Annotated in this window: 22 protein-coding genes; 10 read left to right on the forward strand and 12 right to left on the reverse strand. The window is 63.7% G+C overall.

Annotated elements, in window-relative coordinates:
* Positions 1–139 precede the first annotated feature (139 nt).
* The 3 genes from X739_RS141995 to X739_RS141985 all read left to right on the forward strand — a co-directional run bounded on the left by X739_RS141995 (position 140) and on the right by X739_RS141985 (position 4032).
* Positions 140–1576, forward strand: a complete 1437-nt coding sequence (locus X739_RS141995; protein ID WP_023772826.1) for a glutamine synthetase family protein — start codon at positions 140–142, stop codon at positions 1574–1576.
* A 6-nt stretch (positions 1577–1582) separates the two neighbouring features.
* Positions 1583–2869 (forward strand): FAD-binding oxidoreductase, encoded by a 1287-nt coding sequence (locus X739_RS141990; protein ID WP_023772825.1) that lies wholly within the window; start codon positions 1583–1585, stop codon positions 2867–2869.
* 284 nt (positions 2870–3153) lie between these two features.
* Positions 3154–4032 (forward strand): SH3 domain-containing protein, encoded by an 879-nt coding sequence (locus X739_RS141985; protein ID WP_023772824.1) that lies wholly within the window; start codon positions 3154–3156, stop codon positions 4030–4032.
* Between the two features lie 42 nt (positions 4033–4074).
* On the opposite strand, the gene X739_RS141980 is transcribed toward X739_RS141985, so the two are convergent.
* Entirely contained in the window at positions 4075–5379 is a 1305-nt protein-coding gene (locus tag X739_RS141980; protein WP_023772823.1) for a Mur ligase family protein, read from the reverse strand.
* 92 nt (positions 5380–5471) lie between these two features.
* Entirely contained in the window at positions 5472–6218 is a 747-nt protein-coding gene (locus X739_RS141975) for an SDR family oxidoreductase (RefSeq protein ID WP_031241153.1), read from the reverse strand.
* 309 nt (positions 6219–6527) lie between these two features.
* Between X739_RS141975 and zwf the strand changes: the two genes are divergently transcribed.
* The 3 genes from zwf to edd all read left to right on the forward strand — a co-directional run bounded on the left by zwf (position 6528) and on the right by edd (position 10592).
* A complete protein-coding gene (gene zwf, locus X739_RS141970) occupies positions 6528–7997 on the forward strand; it encodes a glucose-6-phosphate dehydrogenase (RefSeq protein ID WP_023772821.1) in 1470 nt (489 codons plus the stop codon).
* Positions 7979–8695, forward strand: a complete 717-nt coding sequence (pgl, locus tag X739_RS141965) for a 6-phosphogluconolactonase (protein ID WP_023772820.1) — start codon at positions 7979–7981, stop codon at positions 8693–8695. Before zwf ends, pgl begins: the two co-directional genes overlap by 19 nt.
* Positions 8696–8768: 73 nt before the next feature.
* Positions 8769–10592 carry a phosphogluconate dehydratase gene (gene edd / locus X739_RS141960; protein WP_023772819.1) on the forward strand — a complete coding sequence of 608 codons (1824 nt, stop codon included), beginning with the start codon at positions 8769–8771 and terminating at the stop codon, positions 10590–10592.
* Positions 10593–10661: 69 nt separating this feature from the next.
* Here edd and X739_RS141955 read toward each other — a convergent pair whose 3' ends face one another.
* From X739_RS141955 to X739_RS141940, 4 genes are all read right to left on the reverse strand, one after another.
* A complete protein-coding gene (locus X739_RS141955; RefSeq protein WP_023772818.1) occupies positions 10662–12326 on the reverse strand; it encodes a VWA domain-containing protein in 1665 nt (554 codons plus the stop codon).
* A gap of 112 nt (positions 12327–12438) precedes the next feature.
* Positions 12439–13437 (reverse strand): GlxA family transcriptional regulator, encoded by a 999-nt coding sequence (locus X739_RS141950; RefSeq protein ID WP_032922464.1) that lies wholly within the window; start codon positions 13435–13437, stop codon positions 12439–12441.
* A gap of 28 nt (positions 13438–13465) precedes the next feature.
* The gene (gene folD / locus X739_RS141945; protein WP_023772816.1) at positions 13466–14365 is read right to left on the reverse strand and encodes a bifunctional methylenetetrahydrofolate dehydrogenase/methenyltetrahydrofolate cyclohydrolase FolD; all 900 of its coding nucleotides are present in this window, start codon (positions 14363–14365) and stop codon (positions 13466–13468) included.
* Between the two features lie 179 nt (positions 14366–14544).
* Complete coding sequence (locus X739_RS141940) at positions 14545–17133, reverse strand: GumC family protein (protein ID WP_023795654.1); 2589 nt, start codon at positions 17131–17133, stop codon at positions 14545–14547.
* A 201-nt stretch (positions 17134–17334) separates the two neighbouring features.
* Between X739_RS141940 and X739_RS141935 the strand changes: the two genes are divergently transcribed.
* Positions 17335–18630 carry a lipopolysaccharide biosynthesis protein gene (locus X739_RS141935; RefSeq protein WP_023772814.1) on the forward strand — a complete coding sequence of 432 codons (1296 nt, stop codon included), beginning with the start codon at positions 17335–17337 and terminating at the stop codon, positions 18628–18630.
* Between the two features lie 6 nt (positions 18631–18636).
* Here X739_RS141935 and X739_RS141930 read toward each other — a convergent pair whose 3' ends face one another.
* From X739_RS141930 to X739_RS141920, 3 genes are read right to left on the reverse strand one after another with little or no spacing between them, the layout of a single operon-like run.
* A complete protein-coding gene (locus X739_RS141930) occupies positions 18637–19563 on the reverse strand; it encodes a DUF6492 family protein (RefSeq protein ID WP_023772813.1) in 927 nt (308 codons plus the stop codon).
* Positions 19560–20366, reverse strand: coding sequence for a WecB/TagA/CpsF family glycosyltransferase (locus X739_RS141925; RefSeq protein WP_023772812.1), 807 nt, complete (start codon positions 20364–20366; stop codon positions 19560–19562). The genes X739_RS141930 and X739_RS141925 overlap by 4 nt, the downstream gene beginning before the upstream one ends.
* A complete protein-coding gene (locus X739_RS141920; RefSeq protein ID WP_023795655.1) occupies positions 20363–21535 on the reverse strand; it encodes a glycosyltransferase family 4 protein in 1173 nt (390 codons plus the stop codon). Before X739_RS141920 ends, X739_RS141925 begins: the two co-directional genes overlap by 4 nt.
* Positions 21536–21706: 171 nt before the next feature.
* Between X739_RS141920 and X739_RS141915 the strand changes: the two genes are divergently transcribed.
* From X739_RS141915 to proC, 3 genes are read left to right on the forward strand one after another with little or no spacing between them, the layout of a single operon-like run.
* A complete protein-coding gene (locus X739_RS141915) occupies positions 21707–22705 on the forward strand; it encodes a glycosyltransferase (protein ID WP_023795656.1) in 999 nt (332 codons plus the stop codon).
* Complete coding sequence (locus X739_RS141910; RefSeq protein WP_023795657.1) at positions 22674–24002, forward strand: O-antigen ligase; 1329 nt, start codon at positions 22674–22676, stop codon at positions 24000–24002. Before X739_RS141915 ends, X739_RS141910 begins: the two co-directional genes overlap by 32 nt.
* A 60-nt stretch (positions 24003–24062) precedes the next feature.
* A complete protein-coding gene (proC, locus tag X739_RS141905; protein ID WP_023795658.1) occupies positions 24063–24878 on the forward strand; it encodes a pyrroline-5-carboxylate reductase in 816 nt (271 codons plus the stop codon).
* On the opposite strand, the gene X739_RS01000000166485 is transcribed toward proC, so the two are convergent.
* From X739_RS01000000166485 to X739_RS141900, 3 genes are read right to left on the reverse strand one after another with little or no spacing between them, the layout of a single operon-like run.
* Complete coding sequence (locus X739_RS01000000166485; protein WP_245273935.1) at positions 24867–25295, reverse strand: type II toxin-antitoxin system VapC family toxin; 429 nt, start codon at positions 25293–25295, stop codon at positions 24867–24869. The two genes, proC and X739_RS01000000166485, sit on opposite strands and share 12 nt — an antisense overlap.
* A gap of 12 nt (positions 25296–25307) precedes the next feature.
* The gene (locus tag X739_RS01000000166490; RefSeq protein WP_245273936.1) at positions 25308–25523 is read right to left on the reverse strand and encodes a type II toxin-antitoxin system VapB family antitoxin; all 216 of its coding nucleotides are present in this window, start codon (positions 25521–25523) and stop codon (positions 25308–25310) included.
* A 45-nt stretch (positions 25524–25568) separates the two neighbouring features.
* Positions 25569–26903 carry an NAD(P)H-dependent oxidoreductase gene (locus X739_RS141900; protein WP_023795659.1) on the reverse strand — a complete coding sequence of 445 codons (1335 nt, stop codon included), beginning with the start codon at positions 26901–26903 and terminating at the stop codon, positions 25569–25571.
* Between the last annotated feature and the right edge of the window lie 20 nt (positions 26904–26923).

Consider the following 26923-nt stretch of genomic DNA (forward strand, 5'->3'; position numbering starts at 1 on the left):
CTCGAGTGCGGAAAGACGCCAAACCTATGCCGACCGGCAAGCGGTTTTCAACCCGAGACGGCAAATGCCAGCGGCGGCTCCCCTTCCCTTCCATCGCACGGCACGGCTATACTTGAAAATCCGCAACCCAAACTGGTGAATGATGCCGCCTGCAAAAAAGGAAGTCCGTCCGTCGAGCCGCGGAGGACGAACGCGCACACCTGCCTTCGTGAAAAACCTGCGAGGTGTGAAGAACTGGAAGGAGGTCAGCGATTGGCTGGAATGGCGCGGCATCGAGGATATCGAATGCATCACGCCTGATCAGGCCGGCGTGGCGCGCGGCAAGATGATGCCTTCGAAGAAATTCACTTCCAACACCTCACTGGCGCTGCCTTCGGCCGTCTTCATGACGACGATTTCCGGCGGCTATCCGGAGGACGGCAACGGCTTTCACTATCCGGAAGACGACGGCGACCTCAAGCTGATGCCGGACCTGTCGACATTGACCGTGGTGCCCTGGGAAGAAGACCCGACGGCCGCCGTCATCTGCGACCTCGTCCACCAGGACGGCCGCTCGGTCGAGTTCACGCCGCGCAATGTGCTGAAGCGCGTGCTGGCGGCCTATGACAAGCTTGGGCTGAAGCCGGTCGTGGCACCCGAAATCGAGTTCTACCTGGTGCGCAAGAATCCAGACCCGGACTATCCCCTGACCCCGCCTGTCGGCCGCTCGGGGCGCGCGATCGGCGGCGGCGCCGGCTATTCGATCGCCGGCGTCAACGAGTTCGACGAACTGATCGACGACATCTACCATTTCTCCGAAAGCCAGGGCCTGGAGATCGACACGCTCATCCACGAAGAGGGCGCCGGCCAGCTCGAGATCAATCTGCGCCACGGCGACCCGATCGAGCTCGCCGACCAGGTATTCATGTTCAAGCGCACCATTCGTGAAGCCGCGCTCAAGCATGAGATCTACGCGACCTTCATGGCCAAGCCGATTCAGGGCCAGCCGGGCTCCGCCATGCATATCCATCAGTCGATCGTCGACAAGAAGACGGGCAGGAACATCTTTTCGGCCGAGGATGGTTCGGAGACCGAGGACTTCTTCCATTTCATCGGCGGCATGCAGAAGCACGTGCCGAATGCGCTGGTTATGTTCGCGCCCTACGTCAATTCCTACCGGCGGCTGACGCAGGCGGCCTCTGCCCCGGTCAACAACAAATGGGGCTACGATAACCGCACCACGGCGTTCCGCGTGCCGCGTTCCGACCCTGCGGCGCGGCGCGTTGAAAACCGCATCCCGTCCTCCGATGCCAATCCCTATCTGGCGCTGGCGGCTTCGCTTGCCTGCGGGCTGATCGGCATCACCGGGAAGATCAAGGCCGAGCCTCCCGTGCTGACCACTGCCAACGCACACGAGATCGACCTGCCGCGCAGCCTGCTCGAAGCCGTCGACCTGTTCGAGGGCGACGAGGAACTCTGCGCATTGCTGGGCAAGTCCTTCGCCGCCACCTATGCGGCGATCAAGCGGGCGGAATTCGAAACGTTCATGGAAGTGATCAGTCCGTGGGAGCGGGAATATCTGCTGCTCAACGTCTGACCAATCATGAACTACCAATCCCCCATTTCCCCCGGCCGATCCTGGTATGAGGACACGGCTGGGCCGCGGCCCGAATATCCAACGCTCGACGGTGATCGGACCTGCGACGTCGTTATTATCGGCGGCGGGTTTACCGGCCTGTCGGCAGCGACGCATTTGGCCAAGGCCGGTACCAACGTTGTCCTGATCGAAGCATATCGTTTTGGCGACGGCGCTTCGGGGCGCAATGGCGGCCAGCTCGGCACCGGGCAGCGTGCCTGGGCCGAGGACCTAGAGGCCGAATACGGTCTGTCCCGCGCCAGGGCACTGTTCGATCTCGCCGAAGAGGCGAAGGCGCATCTCATCGACTTCGCCGCCATAAACCAGATCGATATCGACTATATGCCGGGCCAGCTCTCGGTCGCGCACAAGCCGCGCTATGTCGACGACTACAAGGCGCATGCCGAAATCATGGCCCGCCGCTTCTCGTACCCGCACATCTCCTTCATGGATGCGAAGGAGACGGCGCATCGGTTGGGCTCGAGCGCTTATTTCGGCGGCACGCGCGATATCGGGACCGGCCATATCCATCCGATGAAGCTGGTGATCGGCACGGCGCGGGTGGCGGCACAAGCCGGCGCCCACTTGTTCGAAGGGACGCCATCGACCGGCATCGTCTCGGCGGGCGGCAAGGTCAGGGTCTCCACGCCAAGAGGGACGATCTCGGCGCAAAAATGCCTGATCGCGGTCAACGCCTATGGCGGCACGCTCGAGCCGGTGAGTGCCGCGCACATCATGCCGATCGGGTCCTTCATCGGCGCGACCGCGCCGCTGGGGCCGGATTCGAACGTCTTGCCGGGGAGCGAATCGGTCGACGATTCCCGCTTCGTCGTGCGCTATTTCCGCAAATCCAGGGATGGCCGGCTGCTGTTCGGCGGACGCGAGGTCTACGGCGTCAACGATCCCAAAGATATCCACATCCACATTCGCCGTCAGATCGCGGAGCTCTATCCGGCATTGAAGGATGTCGAGATCACGCATGGCTGGGGCGGCTATGTCGGCATCACGGTGCCGCGCAAACCGTTCGTGCGCGAAGTGATGCCGAATGTGATCTCGGCCGGCGGCTATTCCGGCCATGGCGTCATGCTGTCGAACTTCTTCGGCAAGCTCTATGCCGAAACGATTGCCGGCAATCGCGACCGGCTGAAGCTGATCGAGGACCTGAAAATTCCGCCATTTCCCGGCGGCCGCCGTTTCCGCGCGCCGCTGCTTTTCCTGGCGCTCAACTGGTTCGCACTGCGCGACAGAATCTAGGCGACATCGGATCGCCACGGTCCCAAACCGTCACGACCTGATGTGATATTGTATATTCATTGTAACATTTGTTGCCTCAGCGGCACATTGCGGAAATGCCGGCAAAGGCGCAGAACCCTTGGTAATGGCGTACTGACGCCACAATCGCGGGCGAAAGGTCCGCATCTGGGCGATTGTTCGGAGATGTTGCGGGCCCGCCCGCGTTTTGGGACCGATGCTGATCGAACGCGTGACTTGCGATATTTGATCGAAAGAACACCGGCCCGCTTATGGAGGTGGCAAGAGTGATAGAGCCCTTCAGTTTCGGTGCTCCGGAACGTCGGCGCTTCGCCATGCAGTTCGGCTATGACATGCGCCCGTCATTCTGGCAGGGCGTCCGTTCGAACTCGCACCTGGTTATTGCGGCAATAGGCACCGCGGCACTGCTTGGCGTTGCCGCAGTGGCGCTCTGGCTGGCGTTGCCGACCGGCGAGAGGCAAGCAGCCGCCAGTCCCGAGCAGAGCATTCCGACCATTCCGGTGAAAACGACGAAAGTTCCCTCCTCGGGGACGACGGTGACGGCGGCTGCCGTGACGCCTCAGGCGGAGCGCAAGTCCAGCCAGGTGTCACCGACCACGGCAGCGGCGGCGGTGAACATACCAGCGCTTGCGGCCAATGATCCGCGCTGGACAGGGGCGCAGCCGAAGGCTGCGGCAACTGATCCCGATCAAACCGCGGCTCCCAGCCAGGTAGCCAAGCAGCCCGAGCCGGCGCCAAACAAAACAGCGGCGGCATTCGCCCAATCGTCTACCGATACCGATGCCACCGACGAACTTGCCAAGGTCGCCGCACCGAGCCCGCCTGCCGATAGCAGCAATCCCGATGGCGCGCAGACCGCCGCCATTCCGGAGACGCAGCCGCAAGCACCGGAACAGCAGCCGGCGGCGACCGATGACGATGGCGGCAAGGCCAAGGCCAATCCGCGCAAGGTGACAGCGGCCGGCAACGGACGCATCCTGAGAGCGGTGACCATGCGCAGTGCTCCAAAGAAGGGTGCCACCCCCATCGGTACGGTCCCTGCCCGGACCTCGGTGCAACTGATGGGCTGCAAGAAGTGGTGCGAGATCGTCTACAACGGCAAGCACGGCTGGGTGTACAAGAGCTACGTCAAGCCCGGCACGTAATGTGAGGGCGCGTTTGGACCGGCTTGGGTGCCGGGCCCAGCCTTATGACGACCTGCCTCTGAACATGCCGCGGAACTGCCGCCACATTCTGGTGCGCCTGCGGAGCATGACGTGGGCGCGATGCTGTTCGTAGGGCAATTCATACATACCACAGGTTTGGCAGCCTTCCTTCTTGCCACAGATTGGGATCCAGCATTTGACGTCATGCGTCCAGGCGAGCGCGATGCGCTCCAGGTGAAGGTTGGATGAGCTTTTGACGAGGATCAGTTCGCCGGGCACCGCCGTCCGTTTGATATGGTCGGAGACTTCCTTCACCGTCCGAAGCTCGACAAACTGGCCGTTGTCGCGATCGCTCTGACTGGCACGCGAGCGATGTGCGTTGTCTCCGGTATAGATCACCTGATCGGCGATTTCCCGCGCGGTTTGGTAGGCGTGAGCGTATTTCCTGGACGAGCCTGTGTAGTCCGAAATCTGGCCAATTACGATGCGCTTGCGGCTGGCAGTAGCCTTGGCCATCATGTCCAGGGCAAGATTGATCGAGTGCCAGGGCGCCTTGGCGGCATCGACGATGAATTGCGGACCGCCTTCGGTGATCAGCACGGCACAGCGATTCACGACTGGCTGGAACGTTGCCACCTGGGCCACAACCTTGTGTGGAGGAACACCGAGTTCGAGCGCCGTAGCGACGGCGGCAACGGTGGGTAGCCAGAAATATTCGGCGGGAAAAGACGTCTGGATTTGCAGCAGCCCTCCTCGCCAATGGATCGAAAAGGTTAGCCGGTCCGGATAGGCGGCGTGGATGTCGGTCACACGATAGTCGGCCGTCCGTGCCGCGCCGAAGGTGACGACGCGGCATCCGGCGCCGGTAGCCATGTCAGCGACATAGGGATCGTCGGCATTAAGGACTACAAGGCCCCCCGGACGCAATGCCGCGACCAATGCACGCTTTTCGATGGCGACGTTTTCCAGTGTCCTGAAACTGGCAACGTGCTCCAGACGAACCATGATGACGACAGCCACATGCGGCTGCAGCATTTCCGCCATTGGCCGGATCGTGTCGACGCCGTACGCCCCGGTTTCCATTACGACATAGTCGGCCTGTTCCACATGCTTCATGCGCCTGTAGAGCGTGCTGACGACCGAATGGATGGTGTTGGCCAGAACCTGCGTGTAGACTGGTCGATGAGCGGCCAATATGTGCCCAAGCAGTGCCGTGACGGTCGATTTTCCCGAGCTGCCGGTGACGCCGATGAAAGTCGCCTTGCTTTTCGCGCGGGCACGCTTCGCCCTGTAGACACTGACGCGCCACCGCAGATCTTTGAAAGCTTTGCGTAATTTCGACTTCATCGCGCCAACAATCCCGTTCCCCGGAAAGAACTTGAGGCCCCGTAACTTCAAGTCAAGTCGATGCCCGAGTCGCGGTCAAGTCGGCGATTGCCTCAGATGCAGCGCCCGCCATCGACCTCCAACGCGACCCCGGTGATGAAAGCGGCCTCGTCCGAGGCCAGCCATAAAGCCGCGTTGGCGATATCGAGCGGGGTCGACAGCCGCCCGAGCGGGATCGAGGCGCGGAACGCCTCGCGGATCTCGGGCGTGTCGGCGCCCATGAATTTCTCCAGCATGCCGGTTTCGCCGGCGACCGGGCAGAGGCAGTTGACGCGGATGTTTTTCGGCGCGAGCTCCACCGCCATCGACTTGGTGGCGGTGATCGCCCAGCCTTTCGAGGCATTGTACCAGGTAAGGCCGGGTCGTGGCCTCAGCCCGGCAGTCGAGGCCGTGGTCAGGATGACGCCACCGCCTTGCCGCTCCATGATCGGCACCACGGCAAGGGCGGCATGATAGATCGCCTTCATGTTGACGGCGGTGATCAAATCGAAGGTCTCCTCATCGACCTCGAGCATGTCACCGTTGCGATGGGTGTAACCGGCGTTGTTGACCATGATGTCGATGTGCCCGAAGGCGCTTTTTGCGGCATAGACCATTTCGTCGAATTCGGAGCGCAACGAAACGTCGGTCTGCGTCCAGATCGCCGCCTCGCCGATCTCATCGGCGACGCGTTTCGCACCCTTGGCGTTGAGATCGGCGATAACGACCCTGGCGCCCTCTTGCGCGAAGCGCTTGGCCATGCCTTCGCCGAAGCCCGATGCCGCCCCGGTGATAATGGCGACCTTGTTTTCCAGACGCATGCTTTCCCCGCTCATCGATATCTTCCCGCGACCAACAAGGCTGCCGACGGCCGTGGCCCACGCCGCGACAGACAAGCGCCCATTTCTCCCTTAGCTTTCGTCACATTCACGTTCTATGCTGCAACTGCGAAAGCTTCCGGAGTCTTCGTTCATCGACAAGCCTCCGGCTGGCGCCAGTGTCAAGCGCACAGGTGGACTCAATCAATATCCAGCGATTGGTCCTCGATGTGACACCATGGCACTGGAAAATTTAAATCGATTAGAATATATCAGCCGCGTACTTGCGACCGGCGTCAAAGCGGACAGACCATGACCAGCCAGATCATTCCCGTCGATCCTTTCGACTTCATCATTTTCGGCGGTACCGGCGACCTGTCGGAACGCAAGCTGCTGCCGTCGCTCTACTATCGCCAGCGCGACCATCAATTCTCCGAGCCGACGCGCATCATCGGGACGTCGCGCTCGAAAATGAGCGACGAGGAGTTCCAAGCCTTCGCCAAGCAGGCGATTTCGGACCATGTCAAGCCGGCCGATATCGATGCCAAGGAGTTGAAGACCTTCCTCGCCCGGCTTTCCTACGTCCCGGCCGATGCAACGAGCGGCGCCGGTTTCGACAAGCTGAAAAAGGCGATCGGCGAAAGCGACCACATCCGCGCCTTCTACCTTGCCGTGGCGCCGGCGCTGTTCGGCGACATCTCGCACAAGCTCAAAGAGCATAACCTGATCACGCCGAATTCGCGCATCGTGCTGGAGAAGCCGATCGGCCGCGATCTTGCCTCGGCGCGGGCGCTCAACGACTTGGTCGGCGACGACTTCCACGAAAGCCAGATTTTCCGCATCGACCATTATCTCGGCAAGGAGACGGTGCAGAACCTGATGGCGCTGCGCTTTGCCAATGCGCTCTACGAGCCGCTGTGGAATTCCGCCCACATCGACCATGTGCAAATCACGGTCGCCGAGACCGTCGGCCTGGAAGACCGCGTCACCTATTATGACAAGGCCGGCGCACTGCGCGACATGGTGCAGAACCACATGCTGCAGCTGCTTTGCCTCGTCGCCATGGAAGCGCCCTCGTCGATGGACGCCGACGCGGTGCGCGACGAGAAGCTCAAGGTGCTGCGGGCGCTGAAGCGCATCAACGGCAACGAGGCGCCGAAGCACACCGTGCGCGGCCAGTACCGCGCCGGCGCCTCGGCCGGGGGACCGGTGAAAGGGTATGTCGAGGAACTCGGCAAGGACAGCAACACCGAAACCTTCGTCGCCATCAAGGCCGAGATCGGCACCTGGCGCTGGGCGGGCGTGCCGTTCTACCTCAGGACCGGCAAGCGGCTGGCGACCCGGGTTTCGGAAATCGTCATCGAGTTCAAGCCGATCCCGCATTCGATCTTCGGCGACAGCGCCGGGCCGATCTTCGCCAACCAACTTGTCATCCGGCTGCAGCCGGATGAAGGCGTCAAGCAGTTCATCATGATCAAGGACCCAGGCCCGGGCGGCATGCGGCTGCGCCAGATCTCGCTCGACATGAGTTTCGCCCAATCGTTCGACGGCCGCGCGCCCGACGCCTATGAACGGCTGATCATGGATGTCATCCGCGGTAACCAGACGCTGTTCATGCGCCGCGACGAGGTGGAAGCCGCCTGGAAATGGATCGACCCGATCCAGAATGCCTGGGAAGGCGCCAAGCAGGAAGCGCAGGGCTATACGGCGGGCACCTGGGGGCCGTCGGCCTCGATAGCGCTGATCGAACGTGACGGGCGGACATGGCACGAGAGCAATTGAACAGCGCCAGCTACAACTGGAACGCTTTTCCCGACCGTTCGCAACTGGCCTCGGCGCTGGCTGGCCGCGTCGCCGATGCCCTGACCAAGGCGATCACCGGGCGCGGCACGGCACTGCTGGCGGTCTCCGGCGGCACGACACCGGCAAAATTCTTTGCCGCGCTCTCCGCGGCGCCGATCGCCTGGGACAAGGTGATCGTGACACTGGTCGACGAACGTTTCGTACCGGCCTCCTCGCCGCGATCCAATGCCGGGCTGGTTGCCGCCAACCTGCTGCAGAACGCGGCCAAGGCGGCCCGCTTCGTTCCGCTCTACCACGAGGCGGTCGGCATCGAGGATGCCGCGGCATCCGATGATGCGGCCCTGCGATCCCTGCCCTGGCCGCTTGATGTCGTGATCCTCGGCATGGGGCCTGACGGCCATACCGCCTCCTTCTTTCCCGATGCCGACGATCTGCCGAAGCTGCTCGATCCCGCCTCGGACAGGATCATCCTGCCGGTTCATGCTGCAGGTGCGGGTGAGCCTCGGCTGACCCTGACCCTGGCGCGGATCATCGACGCCGGTTTCATCGCGCTGCACATCGAGGGCGAGGACAAGCGAACCGCCTTCGACGGTGCGGCCGCGCCAGGGCCGCGAAAGCCGATCCGTGCCGTGCTCGACGCATCGCCCAAGCCCGTGGAGGTTTTCTGGGCGCCCTGATTGCAATCTTACAAGTGGTCCCGGCAACGGCGGGAGGATGTTTCCGGGACCTCGCCTGAAAGGACCTGATCCCATGACCGCAAGACGCGATATCGAAGCCATCACCGAACGGATACGCCAGCGCTCCAAACCGGGCCGGGAGCGCTACCTCAGCCGTATCGCCGAAGCGTCGAACCAGACGGCCAACCGGTCGGTGCTGTCCTGCGGCAACCTTGCCCATGGCTTTGCGGTCTGCAGCCCCTCGGAAAAGCTGGCGCTCGGCGCCGACAAGGTGCCCAATCTCGGCATCATCACCTCTTACAACGACATGCTGTCGGCGCATCAGCCCTTCGAAACCTTCCCTGCCCTGATCAAGGAGGCCGCGCGCGAGGCGGGCGGCATCGCCCAGGTGGCCGGAGGAGTGCCGGCGATGTGCGACGGCGTGACCCAAGGGCAGCCCGGCATGGAGCTGTCGCTGTTTTCGCGAGACGTGATCGCCATGGCAGCCGCGATCGGCCTGTCGCACAACATGTTCGACGCCGCCGTCTATCTCGGCGTCTGCGACAAGATCGTCCCGGGGCTGGTGATCGCCGCACTGACCTTCGGCCATCTGCCGGCGGTGTTCATTCCTGCCGGCCCGATGACGACAGGCCTGCCCAACGATGAGAAGGCCAAGGTCCGCCAGCTCTATGCCGAGGGCAAGGCAGGCCGCGCCGAGCTCTTGGAAGCCGAGTCCAAGTCGTATCACGGGCCGGGCACCTGCACCTTCTACGGCACGGCGAACTCCAACCAGATGCTGATGGAGATCATGGGCCTGCACACGCCGGGCGCGTCCTTCGTCAATCCCGGCACGCCGCTACGCGACGCCTTGACCCGCGAAGCGACGAAACGGGCGTTGGCGATCACCGCGCTCGGCAACGCCTATACGCCGGTCGGGCGGATGATCGACGAACGTTCGTTCGTCAACGGCGTCGTCGGCCTGCATGCCACCGGCGGCTCGACCAACCACACCATCCACCTGATCGCCATGGCGGCCGCCGCCGGCATCGCGCTGACCTGGCAGGATATTTCCGACCTCTCGGAAGCGGTGCCTCTGTTGGCACGGGTCTATCCGAACGGACTTGCCGACGTGAACCATTTCCATGCCGCCGGCGGCCTCGGCTTCCTGATCCGCGAACTGCTCGACGAAGGGGTGCTGCACGAGGATGTGCGGACGGTGTGGGGCGAAGGCCTGCGGCCCTATGCGGTCGAGGCAAAGCTCGGCGCCGATGGCGGTGTGCTGCGCGAGGCTTCGCCGCGTGCAAGCGGCGACGAAAAGGTGCTGGCGCCGTTCAACAAGGCTTTCCAGGCGACGGGCGGACTGAAGGTGCTGGCGGGCAATCTCGGCCACGCCGTCATCAAGACATCAGCCGTCAAACCGGAGCGGCGTGTCATCGAAGCGCCGGCCAAGGTGTTCGACAGCCAGCAGGGGCTGAACGACGCCTTCAAGGCGGGCACACTCACCGGCGACTTCATCGCCGTCATCCGCTTCCAGGGTCCGAGGGCCAACGGCATGCCGGAACTGCACAAGCTGACCACCGTGCTCGGCATCCTGCAGGATCGCGGCCAGCGCGTGGCGCTGGTCACCGACGGGCGCATGTCGGGCGCCTCCGGCAAGGTGCCGGCGGCAATCCATGTGACGCCGGAAGCGGTCGAGGACGGGCCGATCGCGCGGATCCATGACGGCGACATCATCCGCCTCGACGCCGATGCCGGCACGCTGGAAGTGCTGGTGCCAGGCACCGAATTCGCGCTGCGCCGCACGGCCGAAGTCGATCTCATCGGCAATGAATTCGGCTTCGGACGCGAGTTGTTCGCCGGCTTCCGTCAATTGGTGGGCCGCGCCGATCACGGTGCCAGCGCGTTCGGCACTGCCTGACGCATTCTGTCCGCATAAAAAAGGGCGGCACGCGGCCGCCCTTTTTTATGCCGGTCGAAATCGCAATCCTTATTGCACCGTCAGTTCAACCCGCTCTCCGGCCTTCACGGTCACGGCGCCTTCCTTCTTGCTGTTGTCCGACTTCTCCGAAACCACCGCGTAATCGCCCGCCGTTATCGCGGCCTGATACTTCTCGTCATAGGCATAGCCGATCGACTTGCGATTGCCATTGATGTCCTTCTTCGTCTCGAAGATCTCGATCTTGGAGGTGCCGGGCGCCGTGATTGCCAGCACGCCGGCATTCATGGCGACCTTGAGGTCCTGGAATTCGCCGACCTTGACGCTGAAAGGCTGTTCCACGACGGCGAGATCGACCGTCGCGATCAGCACATAGTCATCGGGCGGCAGATCGAACTTGCTGTCGGGGCCATAGGCATAGGTGACCTCGTCGCGGGTCCCATCGATCTTCTTCTTGGCTTTGAGCACCTTGAAGCCGGTGCCTGAACCGTCAGCCTTGTCGCCGCCGGCCACATAGTATGCGTTGGCAACGACATGGCCCACGCCCACGATGATGTCCTTGTCGATCACCCTGCCTGCGGCGAGCGGGATCGTTTCGGTGACCACGCCCTGCCCGATCGTGACGGTCACTTTCTCGTCGCCGGCCGGCAACACGACTTTCGTGTCTCCATAATAGGTCGGAGGGTTGTCGACGCCCGGATAGGCGATCACGACAGAGGCCCCGCTGGCCACATCGGCACCTTGGCTCGGTCGCGGATGCAGGATGAGCGTGCCGGCATTCAAGGTGAACAGCGGCTTGTAGACCTGGCCCGCCTCGATCTTGATCTTCTGCTCCGTCTTGGCCTCGCCGTCGCGCGCGACGACGACGTAGTCGCCCGGTTCCAGATTGGCTTTGTAGTCCCCGTATTCGGTGGTGACGTTGTCGCCGCGCGTGCCGTCTGATTTGGCCTTGTAGACTTCCCAGGCATTGCCTTCGATGACAGGATCGCCGCCCTCGGCCAGCACCACGGTCGGCATGAAATTGAACTCGGACTTGGCCGGCTCGGGCGCTGGCGCCGGAGCGGGGGCTGGTGCTGGCTCGGGCGCCGGTGCCGGCGCCGCGACGGTCTCGACCAGCGCCTCCTGCAGCGCCTTCTCATCGGAAGCCTGGATGTATTTGCCGCCGGTGTTGTCGGCGAGGCAGGCAATCTGCTTGCCTTCGTCGGCGGTCAGGCCGAAGCCGACGACGTCGGCGGTGAAATCGACACCGGAGGCTTCGAGTTCCTTGCCAAGCGCACAAGGGTCGCCGCCGCAGGTTTCGAGCCCATCGGTGATAAGAACGACAGTTGCCTTGTCCTCGGTGTATTTCAGCGCTTCGGCCGCCTGCTTGACGGCTGCCGTCAGCGGCGTCTTGCCGAGAAACTTCATGCTGTCGGCGGCTGCCGAGATGGCGCTTGCCGAGCCCGCCTGGGGCGGCACAATCAGCTGAATGTCGTCGCAGCTGCCTTTTTCGCGATGGCCATAGGCCATGAAGCCGATCTCGTCGTCGGCGGGAACCGATTGAAGCACGGTCCTCAGCGATTCACGAGCGATTTCCAGCTTGGGCTTGTCGTCGATCTGCGCCCACATCGATCCCGACGCGTCGAGGATGATGATGACCTTGTTTGCGGCAAAGCCGAATGTCGTCGTCGACAAAAGGAGGATCGCCGCAGCGATGCTCCGCGCAAGTATCGCCATCGAAATCTCCTGAGTAGCCACCCCGTCCGCTGGCCGAAGCTATTTGAGCGCGTGCCGGGACACAAGCCACCGCTATCAACGATAGCCCGCATAGGGCCCGTGCCTACCCAATTCAGTATGTCGTGCGGCGCTCTTCCGAGGGCGGGCGGCCAAATTGCAGCCGATAGCTCTGGGCAAAATAGGAATGGGAGGTGAAGCCGGTAGCGATCGCCACGTCGAGGATCGGCATGTTGGTCTGGCGCAGCAATTCGCGTGCCCGCTCCAGCCGCAGCCGCATATAGTAGCGTCCGGGCGTGACGTTGAGATGGCGCAGGAACAACCGCTCCACCTGGCGCACCGAGAGGCCCGCCGACTTGGCGAGTTGTACCGCCGACAGCGGTTCGTCGAGATGGTCGGCCATCAGTTCGACGATGCGTCGCAACTTCTCCGACTTGCCCGTCAGGTCACGCTCCGGCCCGACGCGCTGGCGGTCTCCAGCGGAGCGGATGCGCTCGTGCTGGAACTGGTTGGCGACGCCATTGGCGAGGTTGGAGCCGAAATCGCCACGCACGATCTCCAGCATCAGATCGATCGAGGTGGTGCCGCCGGCGCAGGTGTAGCGTTTGCGGTCGATCTCGAAGACGTTGCCAGTGCAGTTGATGTCAGGAAAGCGCTCGACGAAGCCGGCGCGGTTTTCCCAATGAATGGTGCAGCGATAGCCTTCGAGCTGGCCGGCCTCGGCCAGCAGGTAGGATCCGACCGACAAGGCACCAAGCGCGTTGCCGCGCCGGCCCCAGCTGCGCAAGGCCGCCAGAACCTTGCTCTTGCCCGGAAATTCGGTCGTCAAGCCGACCGAGACGAAGAGAATATCGACCGGCGGCAGGTCTGCGACGGCGTAGTCGATCTTGAGCGGCAGGCCGTTGGAAGCCATCACCGGATCACCATCGGCCGACACAGTGGTCCAGCCGTAGAAATCGCGGCCGAGCAGGCGGTTCGCCGACCGGAACGTATCGATCGCGGCGGCCAGCGAGAACATGGAAAACTTGTCGACCAGCAGGAAAGCGAACTGCCTGCCGCCTTGAACGGGATCATTCGTGACCGGCCGTTCCGGGGAAATGGTGGGGTTCGGCAAAGTTGCGGCTTTCAGGGTCAACCCGGGCTCAGAAGGAAGGCCGCTTCAATCCGGCCGCAAGGTAGGCCGAAGCTAACGTATTGGCCATCAACATGGCAATGGTCATCGGCCCGACACCGCCGGGCACCGGGGTGATCGCGCCGGCCGCCTTTGCCGCTTCGGCATAGGCGACATCGCCGACGAGACGCGACTTGCCCTCGCCTTTCTCGGGCGCCGGAATGCGGTTGATGCCGACATCGATGACGGTGGCGCCAGGCTTGACCCAGTGACCCCTGATCATCTCGGGCCTGCCGACGGCGGCGACAAGAATGTCGGCCGTGCGGGCAAGCGCCGGCAGGTCCTTGGTGCGGCTATGCGCGATGGTGACGGTGCAGTTGGCGGCAAGCAGCAGATTGGCCATCGGCTTGCCGACGATGTTGGAGCGGCCGACGACGACGGCGTAGAGGCCGGACAGATCCTTGCCGCGCACGCGCTCGATCAAAAGCATCGAGCCGGCGGGCGTGCAGGGAACAAAGGCGGTATCGAGTTCACCGGTGCCGAGCTTGCCGACATTGATGAAATGGAACCCATCGACGTCCTTTTGCGGCGCGATGGCCTGGATGATCTTGCCGGCATCGACATGGGCGGGCAGCGGAAGCTGGACCAGGATGCCGTTGATTTCGGGATCGGCGTTGAGTTCGGCGATGAGCTTGAGCAGCGCCTCTTGGGACGTTTCCGCCGGCAGCGTATGCTGAAGCGAATGAAAGCCGCATTCCTTGGCGGTGCGGGATTTGGAGGCGACATAGACCTGGCTCGCAGGATCCTCGCCGACGATGACCACGGCCAGGCCTGGCTTGGCCTTGCCCTTGGCGACCAGCTCGGCGGTCAGCGCCTTGACCATCCGCACCACGTCTTCGGCAACGCTTTTTCCGTCAATCACTTCGGCCATGCCACCCTCAACATCGTTCCGCCCCACGCCGCTTCGAGAACATAATGCCGCGGCGCAGGCAATCTGCAGCGCGGCATTGTCACGAAAATACAAGCTCGCAATCCCGTCAAAGCGCCTTCCCATGCCGTTTACGCGAAACCGGCACGGTTTTGTTCGGCCTCCGCCCCCTATCTGGTGGCTCAGAAGTAGCGGCGACGGGTGCGGTTTTCCGTGAGTTCACGGACCGCTTCGCGGAATTCACGCAGGCTGGCGCGAATCTCTTCGACCGATGCTTGTTCGCCACCCTCCTCGACTTGGATCGGCCCCGCGGGCGGAGCGGCCGAGGGCTGCGTCGGAGCGGGGGGCGGCGGATACGGTATCTGGGCCGCATAGGGTCCCGCCGCCGCTGGAATGGAGGGATGCCCCGCCGGCGACCAGGGCTGCGCCTGAAGATAGCCCAACGGCTGTGCATAGGGAGAGGACGGCAACGGCGGAGCCGGGTACGTTGCCTGTTGCGGCATCAGCGGCGAGCGCGAAGGCAAGGTCATCCGCTGCCCATACCCGGCGTCGGCGCCCGGCTGGAAGGGTGACTGCGAATAATCCAGGCCGGCCGCCTGCCGAGGCCCGAAACCGGACTCCGGATGGCCAGGAAATAGCGGAGCGTTGACAGGCCGGCCGTTGTCGGCGAAGGCGGGTAGGCCTAACCCGCGGGAGATGTCGTCGTCGGCTTCGGCCGACGGCTTGCGGGACATGGCCTTGCGCAGTCTCGACACGAGTGCGCCGATCCTGCCGGAGCTTTCGGCGCGAGCGACCTCGGTCCGCGTGACCGGCGGCGGCGGCGCGGGCGGCGGCGGCACAGGCGTTGCCGACATGGGCGGCTCTGGCGGAGGCTCCGCCCGGAATGGCTGCTCCTCGCGAGGCGCTCTCTGGTCACCCAACTTGCGTTCGTCCACCTTGCGCTCGCGGCGTGAGCGCGAGCTTGCCGTCTCGCGCAGGCTATCATAGGTACCGCGCAGAGCGCCGAGGCCAACGCCGGCGGCAAGGCCAAGCAGCAGGCCGGCGAGCGCCACCAAGGCCCGTGAGGGTCCATTTGGCTCGAGGGGGGCCTGGGCGGGAGTGATCACATTGATGTTGGTCGTGTTGATGCCCGTCTGTTCACCAGTCTCCTTGGCGCGCAAGAGATATTGTTCGTAGACGGAACGCTTGGCGGTGGCCTCACGCTCCAGTTCCCGCAGGGCCACCAGGTCGCTGTTGACGTCGCCGCTTTGGACCTTCGCCTGGGCCAGCCGGGAAGCGAGGTCCTGTTCAAGCTGAACCGCGCGCTTCAAGTCGACCTGCAGCGAAGAGGCGATGCGGCGCAGTTCAGCCGCGATGCGCTCGCGCGCGCCCGCGATCTGGGCGTCGAGGGCCTGGAGTTCTGGATGACGCGGTCCCAGCCGGACCGCGGCACGATCGGCCTCCTGCTTCAGCGTTGCATATTGCGAGCGCAGATCGCTCATGGTGTTGGAGTTGATCTCTTCCGGCAACGTGCCGGTCAGAACGGAATTGACGTCCAGCGAACGCGCCGACGCCGCCCGGGCATTGAGTTCCAGCGTGCGGGCGCGGGCGACCGAGAGCTGCTCGTTGAGCTTCAGCATTTGATCGTCGCTGATCAAATGGCCTTGCGCGTCGACCAGACCATGCGTGGCCCTGAAATCCTCGACCTTGCGCTCGGCCGCCTCGACCCCCTTGCGCAGATCATCGAGCTTGGACGTCAATTCGTTCGTCGCGCGTCCGGCCATGTCGGATTGGTACTTGGCGGCTTCCTGCTGGAAGACGGTCCTCGTCGTGTTGGCAATGAGCGCCGACTTGTCGCCATTCTGGGTTACGGCGCTGACGGAAATGACAAAAGTCTTGCCGCTGCGTTCGACCGACAGGCTCTTGGCCAGATTGCCGACAGCCAGCGCCTGGCGGCGAACCTCATCGACGCCGCCCGGCCCATCGTTGCGTGACACGATCGAGCGAATGAGCGACATGACGCCGAGGCCGCCGGAGCCTTGCCCATTGAATTCCGGATCGTTGACGAGGTTGAGATTCTTGACGACCTGATCGAGAACGGTGCCCGAGGTGAGCATCTTGATCCGGGTTTCAACGACGGCCAGCGCGGCATCGGGCTGGCCTACCGGTTGGGTAAGATCGCGATCGGAGAGCTTCAGGTCACCCGGCTCGATGATCAGTTCGGTCGTGGCTTCGTATTTCTTCGGCATCGACAAGGCGATGGCGACGCCAAGTCCAGCGCCCAGTATCGTGGTCACAACGATCAGCAGCTTCGACCTGGCAACGCCGCGAACGACCAGCATCGGATCGATCAGCGGCTTCCATTGCTGACTGTCGGTCCCGCCATTGGAGGACGGGTCAGCTCCGCCCGTAGCGCGGGACCCGATTGCCTCATGGGCGCCACCCGTGCCCGAAGATTCCTCCGGGGCGGGCGTTGCTGGCGGCATGTCGGGTGGCAAATCGCCGGTGCCGGTTTCACCCCGCGAAAGCCAGGCGCCCTCGGATACAAACGGCTGCTCATCGTCCAGGCGAGACCGTTCGGCGTTATCGGCTGCCGACCGAGGCGGGCTCGCCTTCGTCTCGCGACGGGAACGGGCCAGGCGATGGCGCGTGGCGGCATCCTCGCGCCATGAGGGGTCCGCGCGGTCTCCTATCGATACCAGCGAAGCATCCTCCTCGCCACGCACGGCTTCGCCAAGCGCCAGCAAGGAGCGCTCGCGCTTCCAGTCTTCACGGTTTTCCCTGTCGACCATTGTCGTGGAGCTTTACTCTTGGCCGCTTGGCAGCGGCGGTCGGCCATTCGTTAAGCCACGCTAAACAGGCATAGGAAACAAAAGGTTAATTGCCGGGAGACGATCGCGGTTATTCACGTTATGGTTGCAACAATTCTCAACACAGCTGAAAGCTTCAGAACGGCGCGTTAAACTTTCCACCCTATGCATTTTCCTCGACGTATGACTGAGGCCAGCGACATACCGCAAAGGCGGACCTTCGCGCGGATCGGCACCTTCATGGCCGAACGGCGGGGGCTGGCGCGCGACTATTTTTCGGCGATCAGCGGCGCCGGCGGGCGATTGGTGTTTTCACTCGCCTATTTCATCGCGCTCGCCAATACGCTGTCGATCGCAGAGTTCGGCATGTTCGCCACCGCCTCGGCGGCCGGCGTCATGCTGTCGAGACTTCTCGCCTTCGGTTTCATTTCGGCACTCTACCGCACCGCCACCATCCGCCCCAATCTGATCGGCACGTTCACTGCGGGTTTCCTGCTGCTCGGCGCCGCCTCGCTGCCGCTTTTGGGCGTGGCCTCGTTCGGCGTCTACCTGATCTTCTTTGCCGGCACCGTGCCGCTGTCGGTATTCACGGCGATCGTTTTTGCCGAGGCGCTGCTGTGGCGGCCGGTGGAAGTGGCGCTGATCGTCAACAACGGGCTGGGCAAATTCGGCCGTGCAGCCGTACTGGCGATCCTGGCCACCGCACTGCGGGCGCTTGGCGCGGTGTTGTTCATGGTCTCGCCACAGCATGGCATTTGGATGTGGTCGTGGTTCTACATAGGGGCCAACGCCGCCTCGCTGCTTTTGGCTTTCGGCTGGTTCTATCCACGCCAGCGGCTGCGGCTGCGCATCGAACTCTATCTGCGGCGCCTCGCCGATTCCATCTATGTGGCCGGCGCGGAGGTGTTGTTCTACCTGCAATCGGAATTCGACAAGCTTCTGGTGCTGGCGATCGGCGGCCCACATCTGGCCGGCATCTATGCCATCATCATGCGGCTCGTCGACCTGACGGCGATCCCCATCCGCACCTTCTCGATGATGCTCGTGCAGCGCATGATGCGTGCGCCGGAGCTGCTGTCGCGCCTTGCGGTAAAGAGCGGCATCGAGGGCGGCGTGTTCCTCGTTTCAACGCTGGCGCTGGCAGCGCTTGGCATCGTGCTGCATTTCTTTCCCAACGCGCTTGGCAGGAATGTTTCCGAGGCCGCACCCCTGGTGGCGTTGGCGATCTGCGTGCCTGGACTGCGCAACCTGGTCGAATACCAGGCCGAGCTTCTTTTCGCGCGCGGCCAGACGCTGGTGCGGGCGCTCAATCTCGGCCTGCTCGCCGCCCTCAAGGCGCTGCTGCTGACCTATGTGCTGACCACCATTTCCGAAACATCTGATCTGGTGCTGTCGCTCAACATCGTCTTCCTGCTGCTCTATCTCGCGTCCATGCTGCTGACCTATTCGGCGCTGCGGAGACCGGCCAAGGCAATCTAGGACAAATCAGCGATCAACCCCGATCAGGCGTCGGATCCGGCCGACATCGGTACCAATGAATGACTGCATGCCGATCGCCACCTGCTCTGGCGCCATGCTGGCAACGAAGCGGCGGAACTCGTCGTCCGACAGCGCCTCGCCCGTCCAGTGGACGCGGCAGAATTCTTCCGAACCGTGAACGTGGCCGGCTCCGTCCAGCAGATCGTCGACATAGCGTCCGTAGATCATGCATTCGGAGAATTTGCGGGCCGAGCCGATGACCTCGGCCCAGTCGCGGCCATGGACCTTTTCGATCCGGCCGCACATGGCAAGCACCGTGTCGCGGCGCCAGGCGATCAGCGTCGAGATATAATCATGGACCGATGTCCGGGACGAATCGATGCCAAGTGCCGTTCCGGCATTGCGCGACCACAAGCGATGCTCGTCATGGCCGTCATCGGCGAGCACGCCGTCCCGGCGGAACAAACGCGCCTTGCCATCCCGCCAGAAGGCACCGCAATCGAAGGCCTTCAGGAAAGCGACGTCGGAATCGCAGAAGATCAGCACGTCTTCCCCTGCGTGCGCCGATATGGCGATACGGCGCAGTTGCTGCACGTGCCAGCCACGCAGCGGCTGGGTCTTCAGGCTGAGCCAGACGCGGCGGCGAAACAGGCTGAGCGGATCGTCGAAGGCGCGCAGCCAGCGCGGCAGGAGATCCCGCTCGTCGACGATCGAACGGCGGCTGGTCTCCAACTGGCGGAAAAGCGCAAGATCGCGATGTTCGACCAGAATGTAGTGGTGCGCGGAACCCGAGACATGCCGGTCAAGCGTTTCGCACAGCAGTCGGCAGCGTCCGAAATCCGGGGCGTAGCTTGCCGTCACAACCGCTGCCGTCGGCGTCTTCGGCAACAGGCCTGGGCCGGCCAGCGGGTCTGGGACGAACCGCTTGTTCAACGAAACTCTCCTGGAGCATCCGCGACGCCCTCGGCGCCGCGCGACCATTTCTGTTTGACGACCCGCCACAGGAACAGGGGGTTGCCGACCACGTAGCGGCGCCAGAGCCGGCCGGGCTCGACCGCCAGACGGAACAGCCATTCCAGCCTCACGCGGCGCATCCACAGCGGCGCGCGCGGCACCGAGCCGCTCAGGAAATCGAGCAGCGCGCCGACCGCGATCGGCAGCGTGCAATGGCGTTCGTCGATGTGGCGTTCAATCCACAATTCCTGGCGCGGCACGCCCATCGCGACCAGCAGCATATCAGGCCGTAGCTTTGCGATCCGGTCGATGATCTCCGGCTCCTGCGCGGGGGAGAAATAACCATCGTGAATGACCACGAAGTCGTGCTGCACGGCAAGTGCCGCCAGCTTCACGGACGCCGCCTCGGCGTTGACGCGGGTCGCACCGAGCAGGCCCACCGTCAGCGGCCTCTTGGAAGCCTGCAAGAAGGCCGGCACGAAATCGGTGCCGTTGAGATTGTCGGGAAACGGCGCGCCGTAGAGAAGCTTCGCGGCGAGATCGACGCCAATGCCGTCCGGCAGGATGAGGAAATCGTCGAGCGCCCCGGCGAACACCGGGTCGGTGTGGGCGATATTGGCATTGTGGGCGTTAAGGAAACTGACCTTGGTGAAGCGCCGCTCGGCGATCAACCGGTTCAGCAAGGCAATCGCATCGTCCCAGCGGATCGCCAGCACCGGGATGCCGAGGATTGCCTTCAGGCTGTCAAAGCCGAACGCGGCGCGGGCGGCGTGCATGTTCATGCAAGCACCTCCTGCCGCACGGCGCCGATTTTTTCGAGACCGACACGAACCGCGGCGTCGAGCGCCTTGACCTGCCGGCGATGGAAGGTGCTGCCATCGACATCGTGAATGTCGGCCGCGGCGGCCTCCAGGGCCTTGGCGAAGCCGGCCGGATCGTCGGTGACGACGCAATTGTCGGGGCGATGGTCGATGCCGCGCAGCGACCGGCTGGTGGCGACCGAGGGCAGGCCAAGCTCGAAGGTCTCGATGGTCTTCAGCTGCACGCCGCTGCCCGCGGTGCTGATCAGCGGGATGACGGCCGCGCCGCGCACGAAAGCCCTGGCATCCGCGACACGGCCGACAAACTCGACGCCCGGATGCGCGGAGGTGACGCCGGAAGGCATGTGACCCGCTATGCGGATGCGGAAACCAGGCCGCAGATGCGGCACCACCTTGCCCAGGAACCAGTCGAGGCCGATGCGGTTCGGCTGCCAGGTCCAGGTGCCGATCAGGGCCGCGTCGCAGTCGATCGCGCGCCGGCCTTTCCGGGCTGGCGCCGTGGCGCCGGTCACCAGCGGCAGCACCGCCGAACGATCATCCGAGGCGACGCCAAGTGCCACGCGATCCTCCTCGGCCAACGTGAAGACAAAACGCGCGCGGCGGCAGAGGCGCTCTTCAACCAGCTTGAGCAGCCTTGCCTCGCGCCGAAACAGCAGGCGTTGGAAAATGCCGGGGGCGGCAACGGCGTTCTCCCGCGCCGAGAGGTGCTCGACATTGTGGGCGACGAAAATCGAAGGTCGGTCTTCGAAGACCCGTTCGAAAGCGCCGGCAAACTGCACGGAATTCAGCACATAACCATCGAACGGACCGGCTCGTTCGAGGGCGGCCTGAACATCGTGACCGGACACCGCACGCAACTTGACCGACGCGAAGGTCAGGCCTGAAAAAATCGCCTTGCCGACCCAGGCAAGCTTTTGCAGCGGCGAAGCACTTTCGGTGCGCACGTCGACCGCCCCCAGCACCACGGTATTTTCGGGATCGGCCGCGGCTTTCCCGGGCCAGGTGAAGCCGATGACCGTGACGCGCGCGCCAGCGCGCCGCAGGGCGGCGATAATCGCGGCGTTGGCTATCTCGTAGCCCGAGGAGAGAGCACCGTCGGGCACGATCGATGTGGCGAACAGCAGATGCATCTTACCTATCCTGTGTTGTAGCCGGTAGCAAAGCGCGGTGAACCCTTGATTAAACGAGCACGATCAACGCCCCAAATCCCATGTCTGGCGGGCCTCTCCGTGCAAGGTGATTAACGAAACCTTATCATCGTGGTGCTACCAGAACGCGACTCACGACGCGGCTGGACACGGATGATCCCTTTGCCATTGGACGGTTCGGTATCGATCGCGGGACGGTCCCGCCTGCTCGACGTGGAGGCCGTCGAAGCGATCGTCACCTTGCCGACCTTCAAGCGGCCGCGGCAGGTGCTGGAGACACTGGCGTCGCTTCGCGCGCAGCAAACCGACAGGTGCTTTGCCGTCATTGTCATCGAGAACGAGGCCGAGGCGCGGGAGGGCGCCAAGGCGGTGCTGCCGCTGTTCGAGCGCGGCGAGATACCGGGCATGGTCATCATCGCGCATGAGCGCGGCAATTGCAGCGCCTACAATGCCGGCTGGCGGACGGCGATCCTGCAGTTCCCGTACTTCAAGCACCTGCTGGTCATCGACGATGACGAGATCGCCGATCCGCAATGGCTGGAGCGGATGTGCCACGCCGCCGAAACGCTCGGCGCCGATGTCGTCGGCGGCCCGCAGGTGCCCGTTTTTGCCGAACCCGCCCATGCCAAATGGGCCGAGCATCCCGTCTTCGCGCCCCCCTACCGGGAGACGGGACGAGTGCCCGCGCTCTATTCGTCCGGCAATCTTCTGGTCGGGCGCAACGTGCTGACCGCGATGGGGCCGCCGTTCCTCGATCTCAGATTCAATTTCATGGGCGGCGGCGATTCCGACTTTCTCAGCCGGTCGGCGCAACGCGGCTTCGTGCTGGGCTGGTGCGCCGAAGCCAAGGTGCGGGAGACCGTTCCGGCCCGGCGCGTCGAGACCGACTGGATCCGCGCCCGCAGCCTGCGCAACGGTGTCATCTCGACACTGGTGGAAAAGAAGAGGCGCGCCGGCATGCCGTTCGCCGGCGCCAAGGTATTCGCCAGAAGCCTGGCGCTGCTTGCCGCCTCGCCGTTTCGCGGCATCATGCGGCTGGCGCGCACGGGATCCCCGGCGGTGGCCATCTACCCCATCCATGTGGCGCTCGGCCGCGTGCTGGCCGAATTCGGATACGCCAATGAGCAATACCGCCAGCCTGAGAAGAACTGAGCGCGCCCCGCTCAGCGCCGCGTTCACGCGCGCGGGTGTGGCGACCGCGATCGCCGCGCTGCTGTTCACCGTCATCATGGTGTCCTTCCGCCCGTTCCAGCCGGCCGGCGCCGAACTCATCGGCGAAGGGGGCGACATCGTCAATCAGCTCGGCTTCGGCTCGCTCGGCGGGATTTCGATCTTCGCTCTGATGGCCTTCGCCGATCCGCGCGTCGTGCGCTCGCTGCTCAGCCCGTCCTGGATACTGATGCTGGGCTTTTTCTTCCTGTCGGTGGTGCTGGCGACCGATCCGCCCTCGGCAATGCGCGCGGCGTCCTTCACCATGATCGGCATCCTGACGATGGCAACGATCCTGGCGCTACCCCGCGACGCCGAGTCCTTCTCCAGGGTCATCATCTTCACCGCGGTCGTGGTCATGGGCCTGTCCTATCTCGGCCTGATCGTCTTTCCGCACGAGGCGATGCACACGGCTGACTCGCAGGAGCCCGAACATGCCGGCCTGTGGCGCGGCGTGTTCACCCACAAGAACATCGCCGGCCCGATCATGGCCTGCTTCAGCTTCGCCGGGCTTTATCTCTACCGACGCGGCCAGCGCTGGTGGGGCGCGGGTATCTTCAGCGCGGCGATGATCTTCATGCTGCACACCGGCTCCAAGACCACCGCCGGGCTGGTGCCGTTCTCGATCCTGATCGTGATGTTTCCGAGCCTGATGGGCATGCGGCTCGGTACGCCGATCCTGTTCATGCTGGCGATCATTGCCACGGCGGTCGGCACGCTGGGCATCGTCTTCCTGTCGCCGGTGAAGCATCTGGCGGCCATCTACTTCCCCGACCTCACCTATACCGGCCGGACGACGCTGTGGGAGTTCGCCGGCTCGATGCTGGCGAAGAAGCCGTGGACCGGCTACGGTTATGAGAGCTTCTGGGGCACGCCGCTGCTGCTCAACCAGGACCAACCCTTCGATCGCCCGTGGGACATCAGGACCATCGTGCACGGCCATGACGGCTATCTCGACATCGCGGTGCTGATGGGCATCCCTGCCCTTTGCGTAGCGGTCTACACTTTCCTCATCGCACCATTGCGCGATTATATGCGCATTCCGCCGCGCAAAGAGAACATCTATCTCGGCGATTTCTTCATGATGGTGGTGCTGTTCACCGCACTCAACGCCTTTCTCGAGAGCTTCTTCTTCCATCGCGGCGATCCGGTCTGGCTGTTCTTCGTGCTCGGCGTGCTGGGCCTGAGGCAAGTGTCGTTGCGACCGATCGCGGTGCGCACGCCTGTTCAGCGGTCCTGAGAGGGCTTCCCCACCGATACGCGAGCGTCTATGTCATGGCCTTTCCTCGGAGGGCTCTCGATGACGATCAGGCTTGTTCTCGCCGGTTGCGGCAATATGGGTTACGCCATGCTCTCGGGCTGGCTGAAGTCCGGCAAGCTTGCACCCTCGGCGGTTTTCGTGGTCGAGCCCAATGCCGAGCTGCGCGATCGCGCAGTGGCGCTTGGCTGCGGCGCGGCAGCGGATGCCGGAGCTATTCCGGCGGATGCCGTGCCCGATCTGGTCGTCATCGCGGTGAAACCTCAGGTGATCCGCGACGTCACCGCCGCCTACAAGCGCTTCGGCGACGGACGCACTACTTTCGTAAGCATTGCCGCCGGCACGCCGTCCGCCACCTTCGAGGGCATCCTCGGCAACCGTGCCCCCGTTGTGCGATGCATGCCCAACACGCCGGCGGCCATCGGCAAGGGCATGATGGTGGTGTTTTCCAATCCCCTGGTTTCCGCCGACGCCAGGCGCTTCGTCGCCGACCTCCTGTCGGCCAGCGGCGAAGTGGCCACTATCGAGGACGAGGGCCTTATGGATGCGGTGACCGCCGTGTCCGGATCGGGTCCGGCCTATATCTTCCATTTCATCGAGGCGCTGACGGTGGCCGCCGAGAAGGCCGGCCTGCCGGCGGCGACCGCCAGGCTGCTCGCCATGCAGACCGTCTACGGCGCCGCATCGCTCGCCGCCGAAAGCCGCGAGGACCCGGCCGTGCTGCGCAAGCAGGTGACCAGTCCCAACGGCACCACGGCGGCGGCGCTTGGCGTGCTGATGGACGAAGACCGGCTGACCAATCTGCTCACCGAGGCGGTGGACGCGGCGCGGCTGCGGTCGATCGAACTAGGGAAATAGAGCAGACTCCCTAGGCCAGATCGGTATGCGAGAAGTCGTTGCCTTTGTAGAGCAGAGCAGAGCCGCGGCTCTTTGCGCATGCATAGGACAGGCAATCGGCCAGGTTGAGTTGGGCGCGATGTCCGCGTCCTCTTCCATAGTCTGAAAAGCTTGGACCGCGAGCTTGGCGTCGCGGGCGTCGATGGGAACGATTTCGATTTCGCACTCGCGCAGAAAAGCCTCTATCGCCACTTCAGCGACAAGCAACTCGACGGCCAGCATAGTTGAAAGCCGCATAGCCGCCTCGAGCACCACCAGCGCGGAAGTAATCTTGCGAGGTGCTACCGAGATGCGGTTGCTCCACTCGCCAGCATCTCCTTTTAGCGAAAGAATTGCGACGACCGCCGAGGTGTCGACAAACGTCAGGAGTGGCCCCACATCTCATCGATCTCATCCTTGTGTACGGGCCGGGCCGCCCTGGCCAGCTCTGGCTTTGAGTTCATCGGCGATGGCAGCCAGCCGCCGCGCCAACGGAGCGCGTCCATTTTCCCGTTTCAGTTCGGACTCAAGAGCTTCGATCACCGCCTCGGTCATCGAAATCTTGCGTTTGGCGGCGAGCCGCTGTGCCAGTTCACGTGCACGCGGGTCCCTGATCTGGAGGTTCATTGATCGATCCTCAGCGTCATCTGCCATTACAATATGGCGCAACTGTCATGACAGAGCCACAACGGGCTTGTTTCCGTACAGCATCTCGTCTTGCAGGCGGCGCAGCGCGAACAGACTGGTCGTCCGGTCTGGCGTTGCATTGTCGGCGGTCAGCAGTTCGCCTTTCCTGACCGGCTTCAGCACCTTGCCGCCCTCGAGCAGGCCGACCGGCACGGCGCGCTGGGCACGCGCGTCGCCGACGGTCATGGTCCAGGAGCGATAGCAGGCCTCGCCGATCGCATCGAAGATTTCGCCGGCGGCGAGATCGCGCTTGGCGACGGCGCAGACCTCGGCAACCGGCCGCGGCAGCGGGACCATGTCGGGCTTGCCGAACAGCACGATGCGAGCGGCGGTCAGCGGCACTTCGAGTGACGTCAAATGGTACGGCCGGAACAGGCTGTAATAGGGACCGCGGCCGATATGCAGGTCGTCCATGCGTTCGACGATGCGCGGATGCGTCGCCTCGACGATGACGAAGACACCGGGCGCCACACCCTTGCCGATGGTGTAGTCGACGACGCCTTTTTTCAGCAGGAGGCCACCATCCTCGCGCGGGATCAGCACCTTGACGAGATCATCGCGGTCGGCCTTGGGACCATGCATGCCGGGCACGTCGGGCACCAGCCCAGTGGCGTTGGCGATGGCGCACATCTCGACCATGGTCTTGGAGCCGTCGACGAACTCGACCAGCATGCGCGGGTTCATGTTGCGGCGGGTCGCTTCCTCGCGATAGTCGTCGGGCACGGCATCGTGGTTGAGCGGGTTGTTCTTGCCCTTGCCGGCCGAGACGATGGTAAGGCCGAGTGCGGACGCGAACTCGATCAGTTCCATGCAACTCGACGGCTCGTCGCCGGCGCCGACCGAATAAACCACGCCAAGCCGGTCGGCCTGCTGCTTGAGGTAACAGCCGATGGTGACGTCGGCCTCGACATTCATCATCACCAGGTGCTTGCCGTGCTCCATCGCCATCAGGTCGAAATCGGCGGCGACGCCTGGCTTGCCGGTGGCGTCTATGACGACGTCGATCAATGGGTTGGTGACCAGCAGCTCGTTCGAGGTGATGGCTATTTTTCCATCCTCGATGGCCGCGGTGACTTTCGACGCGGTGTCGGCTTCGACCGCCATCGCTTCGTCACCGTAGGCGATGCGGATGGCGTCACGCGCGGTGTGCGGGCGCCGGGTCGAGACGGCGCAAACCGCAATGCCGGGCATCAGCATGCCTTGCGTGACCAGGTCAGTGCCCATTTCGCCTGAGCCGATGACGCCTATGCGTACCGGGCGGCCCTCGGCGGCACGTCTGGCGAGATCGCGGGCAAGCCCGGTCAAGGCGACATTGGTCATGCGGGATGTCCACAGCTTCT

Source organism: Mesorhizobium sp. LNHC209A00, assembly GCF_000502915.1.
Taxonomy (GTDB): domain Bacteria; phylum Pseudomonadota; class Alphaproteobacteria; order Rhizobiales; family Rhizobiaceae; genus Mesorhizobium.